Consider the following 6,336-nt stretch of genomic DNA (forward strand, 5'->3'; position numbering starts at 1 on the left):
GACTGAACACTATTTTAAAAATACCTTGAGTATTACTTCAACTCAATTGGCAAATTTGTCTTTAGCGAGTAACAGTATTTTATTATTTAATGCTAAAACACTTGAGCTTAGTGACTTTAATTTGCCCAATTGCTTAAGCCCATTTGAATTAACTATTATAAACCGCCGTAAAAGAGTGCAAGCTAAGCAAGAGTATTTAGCGACGCGGTTATTGTTAAAACACCTTATTAAAGTAGCGCAGCCGCAACATGCGCACGTAGCCCTTAATAAAATGAATACCGAATTTGACGAGGCAAGCTCAAAGCTGCAAATACACGTAAATGGTGATGTTATTAATACCTGTATTTCGCACTCGCATGGTTTGATTGGGGTCGCGCTAAATTTTGATAAAAGTGAGTTTGGTTTTGATATTGAAAAAGTAAGCCTAAAGCGCCCATTTGAAAAGCTCGCTAAGCATTTTTACCATAATGATGAAATTACACTTATCACCAAGCCCACTAATACCCAAGCCCAAGCAGATACGTTTTTTAGAATTTGGACATTAAAAGAGTCACTTGCTAAAGCCACCAGCCGCCCTATTGCAAAATTACTTAGCCCCAATGTGTTTGACGAATTACATAGTGCAAAGCTGAGTGCTTGCAGTAATCGCGTTACTGTAGTTGATAGCAGTGACAGTAATGTTTGTTTTGATGTGAGTGTGGTGCATAAAAAAAGCACCGACTGGCGATGCTTTTTATTAACTGACTTTGTTAAGTGATTTTACTAGGTAATTTTCTTGAATAACGATTACTTACGCAGCAAAATCATTTTCTAATAAACGGCTATGAATAGACTGTACTACGTTATCTGACTCAGTTTGCTCTACTAAAAAGCACAGGTTGTGTTTACTTGCACCGTGACAAATTAATCGAATGTTAAAGTCTTTTAGTACACTCATTAAGTTCATTTCGTGTTGGCGTAATTGAATCTCAGAGCCAATAAGTGCCACCAATGTTAGGTTGTTTTCTACCGAAACATGGCAAAACTCTGCAAGCTTATCTAGGCATTCTTGATCGAGCTCTGGGCGCGAGGCGTTTTGCGCGTTATCAAGTGTTATAGCTACGCTAATTTCAGATGTGGTTACCAAATCTACCGATATATTGTATTCACTTAATAGTGTAAATACGCGTGCTAAAAAGCCACTAGCGAGTAGCATTTCTGGGCTTTTAAGCGTAAGCAATATTTGGTTTTTACGTTGCGTTACTGCGCGTATGCCTGGTTGCTGCGATTTTTCGCGCTCAATCCATGTACCGCCACGCTCTGGCTCGCGGCTAGAACCTACAAACACGTTAATGTGGCTCCGGCTTGCTGGTAAAATAGTCGCTGGGTGCAATACTTTTGCGCCAAAGGTCGCCATTTCGGCGGCTTCGTCAAAGCTTAAACGTGCAATAGGCGTCGCTTTTGCGCACAAACGCGGGTCGGTGCTAAAAATGCCAACTACGTCGGTCCAAATATGCACGCTTTTAGCGTTAATTGCTTCAGCTAAAAGTGCAGCGCTATAGTCAGAACCACCACGTCCAAGCGTTGTTGTTTGGCCGTATTCATCACTGCCAATAAAGCCCTGAGTAACAATTACTTGCTCATCTAATAACGGAATTAAGAATTCTTTAGCAGCTTGCGCTGTAGCTGCAACATTAGGCGTTGCTTTACCAAATTGGCTGTCGGTTTTAAGCACCTTGCGTACATCAAAGCGATCGGCATTTAAGCCTTGTAAACGCAGCACCTGAGCAAACAAATATGACGACAAACGCTCACCAAAGCTAAGTAGCTCATCGTGTTGCTGATCGGTAGTTAGTGACTCTTGAGCCAATGTTTGAAATGCTTTTAGGGTTTCGTTAAAACCAACCGCTAAATCGGCATCTAGCGATAACTCATCTAAAATAGTTTGCTGAATAGCAAGCACGCCGTTTATGTGTTCTTGGCGCTCACTTGGGGTAATACTTGATTTACACAGTGCAACTAAATGGTTAGTTACGCCGGCACTGGCGCTCACGGCAACAATACGTACGCTTTTATCTGCAACAATAATTTCGCTACAGCGACTCATCGCTTCAAAATTTGCAACACTGGTTCCGCCAAATTTGGCAACGATGTAATCTGATTTTGCGCTTAACTCTGTTTGTGGCACTGTTTGTGGCGCTGATTGGGTAGTCATTTAGTCTCCTTTCGCGGTATCCAAACCGCAATAAAACAAGAAGAACTTGGCAAAGGAATGCTTGAAGATAAGTCCACTGCCAGAAGCTCTCCACCTATATTGGTGACAGTTTTGAGGATTCAGCCCCATAAACCGAAAAACAATGACGACGTACCATTATTTTCCTCGGCGAGTACTTCCCTCCTTAATGATCATTGGCTTTCGTCGCCTAACATTAAGTACCTAAGTATCGCACCTCTTCTGAATGCTTTATTAACCAGTGGCTAATAAAACAAAACCCCGCTAAGTAGCGGGGCTTTGAAAGTTATCGTTTAGACGTCTAGCTGTCAAGCGTTTTAATAATTAATAACACTTAAATTAGATAAAACTGCCCATGTAATACGAGCCTGCATAACCTACGGTGTAGCAAATTAATAAATGCAGCGATAAACGCAAGTAGCTCATAAAGGTAAGCGCTTTAACTTTGCTCATGGCAATAATGCCCGCAGCCGACCCAATGATAAGCATTGAACCGCCCACGCCCGTGGCATACGTAAACGACAACCAATGTTGTTGGCTCATTACTATATCGGCTTTTAATAAAGCAGCAGTAAGCGGTACGTTATCGACCCCTGCTGATAATATGCCCATTAAGTAGTTTGCGTATTCAGGTGCCATTACCGTATATAGGTCGGTAAATTTACTCAACATACCAATTTCTTTAAGTGCGCCTACAAGTAAAAGTACACCTACAAAAAACAATAACGTGTCGTATTCTATATCGCGAACAAAATCGATTATGTCTTTGTTTATGTCTTTTTTGCGCATTAAAAATTGCGCTACTAAAAACATGACTGATAAGCCAAACAAAAAGGTGAGTAAAGGCGGTACGCTGTAAATTACACTCAGCGTAAGTGTGCTAATTACAGTAGATAAAAATATAACAGCAATGGTAATGTCGGTTTTTTCAATGCGGGTTTTACCTGCACCAGCAAATTCAACACGCCCTTTCATACCGATAGACAGTAGCGCGGCTAGCAGCATAACGCTTGCAAGTGCTGGCGCTATAAGTAGTAATAAATGAGCAATGGTTACTTTGCCATCTAAAAATATCATTAGTGTGGTTACGTCACCTGTTATTAGCGATACCCCACCTGAGTTAACCCCAAACACAATAAGCGTGGCGTATTTAATGAGCTTTTTAGGTTCAAGTTTTAACGACATAACAACCGCGAGCGATATAAGCGTAGCTGTTACGTTGTCTGAAATCGACGAAAACAAAAATGCAAAACCACCCACCAAAAACATGAGCTTTTTTTCGCTAATACTTTTTGGCATAACGCGGTGCACAATGTTTTCTATAAACCCCTTTGAATTTAAATACGCGACAAAGGTCATTGCAGCCATTAAAAATAGCCATAGAGAGGCAATTTCTAAAATATTTTCATTTAAAAGGTGTTGAATCGTATCGGGGCTTTGCCCGTGTAGAGGGTATATAAAAAGAAGAATCCAGCAAAGCGTACCAAAAAACAGCGTGGTTTTAGCTTTATTGACATGGATTATATCTTCTATAACGATCAGTAAAAATGCAATCGCTATCAGGGTTAGAATAATCGAGGAAACCATGGTAGTTAAACAACCTTTGATATAGTTTTAAAGAACACACAAATAACATTCCATTTCATGTGCCTATTTTCGGCGCGAATTTTAGCACTGCCTCTATGCAAAAACTATTATTAAATGGTCTTAAAAACGAATACTATATACAGACAAGGTTAATTAAAAATACGTAATAATGAGTCTTCTAAAAGAACTCAATAATAAAATACTAGGATGTTGTAACCTCTTATGATCCCAGCTAAAAAGCTGCTAAACACCATAACCGAACATTGGGGTGTATTAGAGCTATTATTTAAACGTTTTAAAATGGCTGACTTTAGCCTAAAAGACGTACAAAACGCGATTAAGCAAAAGCAGCCTATGTGGTCAAACGAACGCATTTATAAAGAAACAAATCGTTTGTTAAACCAAGATATTTTAATCCCACTGGCTAAATCCTCTCAACTTGAAATAAATCGTGCCATTGCTGATTTTGCTACTTTTTTACTGCAAGAAGAGCATTTAGGTTTAGCACAAGAAATTAGCGTATTAGTAGAGGACCTGGCTCGTTTAGGTAACCGCCTAGATAACGCTGGCGAAATAGAAGACTTTGACGATTTACGCCGCTACAGCCGCATTATGGATGATCGGGTGCGTAAAATAATGAAGCTATACGCACACAACGAAAACGCTATCTTAAATATTGTTGAACAAGCTAAATCTAATAATGCGGTGCAATCGCTGCAAAAGCGTTATAAAGCGGTAATAGAAGCGTTTGACGAATACATAGAGCCAATGCTTGAAATGGTTGATATTCGCGGTGAATTTCATGCGTGTTTTACCCTCATTGAAGAGCAAATAAGTAAGCAAATACTGCACATTGAGCACTCAGGTAAAGCGTACAACGACAAACGCATGTTGGAGCAATTACGTACCCGTATACTCGAAATGCATTTAGTGGGTCGAGAAAGCTTACGTAAAAGTGCCGACATGCTTATGCCACTACGTGAGGAGCTACGCCGTAATAACTTAATTACTCGCCAAGCAGCCAAAGTACTTGGGCTTGTACGTAAAAATGGCGTAGACAATATGCTAAGTGCTGTGCAACCACATTTTGTAAGCGACGCGCAGCGATATTCGCTTGGTCAGCAACGCCATATCGTGGCTTACATGGCAAGCTTGGTTGAATTTGAACACGAAGAATACCAATTGCCAGATCAACAAGACGTGCCTGCATTTGTTACGCCTAATATTCCTGACTACAACGATGTTAAAACCAGCTTTGCTAAGCGCTTTAATAAAAAACGCAAAAAGCCACAGCCCTTGCTGCAATTTTTAGACGAAAGCTACCCAGATCTCGATGCCGACGAAATGCTATTTTTGTATCAAAAATTAGTTAGCGACAGCGATATTAAAATAATTCAAAGTGATGAAAAAGCCCGCGTAAAAATTGCCGGTCAGCACTTTTCTTTATATCCATTTAATTCAGAGCCTCAGCCAGATTCAAAGGCAGGTAAATAACTCTTATGATAGAAACCACTACAACACACATAAACTTAAACGAGCTAACTCATCTACAAGCCATTAATAAAAAATTAGTAGCGGGTTATCACATTTGCGAGCAAGACAACGTAATGTGGCAAGAGCTTGACCAACACATAGAAGACTACACCGCCCTATTTACCGCCCTAGGTCACGATTTAAAACGCGATAGCCGTGGCTTTTATTATTTTGGTAGCGACGAAAGCACACCCAATATGGGCAAAATATCTCGTGCTATCGCACTCACCATTTACATTTTAATTGAGCACTACGCCAATACGGGTAAAGACCCAATGCGCGCATTGTTTGACGACGTAAACGATTTAGAGCTTATGCAAACGCTGGTGCAAATTAACAAACATTTGTTTGATCAGCTTGAGATATTTTCGGGATCTGATTTGCGCAAAGACGTTTACCTGCGCATGGTGCGCTTAGGTTTAGCCCGTGAAGTAGAAGGCGGCTTTATGCTACAAGCGCCAATTCACCGCTACATAGATGCACTCATGGAAGTAAACGAAGAAACCTATATTACAGAGGACGAGGAATGAAAAATCTATACGGACTAAGTAAACTCGCCCTACTTAACACCGCAGGCTATGCAAAATGTGTGATCCCGCTTGATAAAAGCAGCTCTATTTGCGCGCCCAATAACACAGGTAAAAGCTCGGTTATTAACGCCCTGCAGTTCCCGCTTATTAACGATTTGCGCTTAACAGAATGGGATGGACACGATTTAGATGAAACCCGTAAGTTTTATTTTTCATCCGATCAGTCGTACATTTTACTAGAAGCTAACTTGCCTCATGGCTCGGTAGTAATAGGCGTTGCGGGACTTGGTAAAATTGCCGGTTACGCGCATCAGTACTTTTGTTATCAAGGAAAGCTTGATTTAGAGCAGTACACGCAAGGTAAAACTATTATTAAATTTACCAAGCTGTTCAACCATTTAAAATCGCTTAACTACAACCCTATTGAGTTAAAAGCACAAGAGTTAAACGCGCTACTTACTGGCGGCGCAACCC

5 protein-coding genes, 1 pseudogene and 1 riboswitch are annotated in these 6,336 nt (G+C 40.5%); of the genes and pseudogenes, 4 read left to right on the top strand and 2 right to left on the bottom strand.

All coding sequences use genetic code 11. The annotated features are described in order from the left end of the window. Nucleotides 1-757: 4'-phosphopantetheinyl transferase family protein (locus CXF89_RS17755; protein ID WP_257983241.1), on the top strand; the 757-nt coding region annotated here is incomplete at its 5' end. Between the two features lie 33 nt (nt 758-790). Here the strand turns inward: CXF89_RS17755 and lysC are convergent. Together lysC and nhaD are read right to left on the bottom strand one after the other, a co-directional pair. After that, complete coding sequence (lysC, locus tag CXF89_RS17760) at nt 791-2,194, bottom strand: lysine-sensitive aspartokinase 3 (protein WP_121955342.1); 1,404 nt, start codon at nt 2,192-2,194, stop codon at nt 791-793. A 75-nt stretch (nt 2,195-2,269) separates the two neighbouring features. Beyond that, nucleotides 2,270-2,442: riboswitch (Lysine riboswitch) on the bottom strand. A 109-nt stretch (nt 2,443-2,551) separates the two neighbouring features. Then, on the bottom strand, nt 2,552-3,799 hold the full coding sequence (gene nhaD / locus CXF89_RS17765) for a sodium:proton antiporter NhaD (RefSeq protein ID WP_121955343.1): 1,248 nt from the start codon (nt 3,797-3,799) through the stop codon (nt 2,552-2,554). Between the two features lie 222 nt (nt 3,800-4,021). Between nhaD and CXF89_RS17770 the strand changes: the two genes are divergently transcribed. From CXF89_RS17770 to CXF89_RS17780, 3 genes and pseudogenes are all read left to right on the top strand, one after another. After that, a complete protein-coding gene (locus tag CXF89_RS17770; protein WP_121955344.1) occupies nt 4,022-5,293 on the top strand; it encodes a hypothetical protein in 1,272 nt (423 codons plus the stop codon). A gap of 5 nt (nt 5,294-5,298) precedes the next feature. Further along, complete coding sequence (locus CXF89_RS17775) at nt 5,299-5,862, top strand: condensin complex protein MksE (protein WP_008134540.1); 564 nt, start codon at nt 5,299-5,301, stop codon at nt 5,860-5,862. After that, nucleotides 5,859-6,336, top strand: a pseudogene (locus tag CXF89_RS17780) (ATPase); the annotation flags it as partial. The gene CXF89_RS17775 and the pseudogene CXF89_RS17780, both read left to right, overlap by 4 nt.

The organism is Pseudoalteromonas sp. MelDa3 (assembly GCF_002863625.1).
In the GTDB taxonomy this organism is placed as follows: Bacteria; Pseudomonadota; Gammaproteobacteria; order Enterobacterales; family Alteromonadaceae; genus Pseudoalteromonas; species Pseudoalteromonas arctica.

Coding starts and splice junctions, on each gene's coding strand:
- lysC (WP_121955342.1), bottom strand. CDS start 2,194: ATGACTACCCAATCAGCGCCACAAACAGTGCCACAAACAGAGTTAAGC.
- nhaD (WP_121955343.1), bottom strand. CDS start 3,799: ATGGTTTCCTCGATTATTCTAACCCTGATAGCGATTGCATTTTTACTG.
- CXF89_RS17770 (WP_121955344.1), top strand. CDS start 4,022: ATGATCCCAGCTAAAAAGCTGCTAAACACCATAACCGAACATTGGGGT.
- CXF89_RS17775 (WP_008134540.1), top strand. CDS start 5,299: ATGATAGAAACCACTACAACACACATAAACTTAAACGAGCTAACTCAT.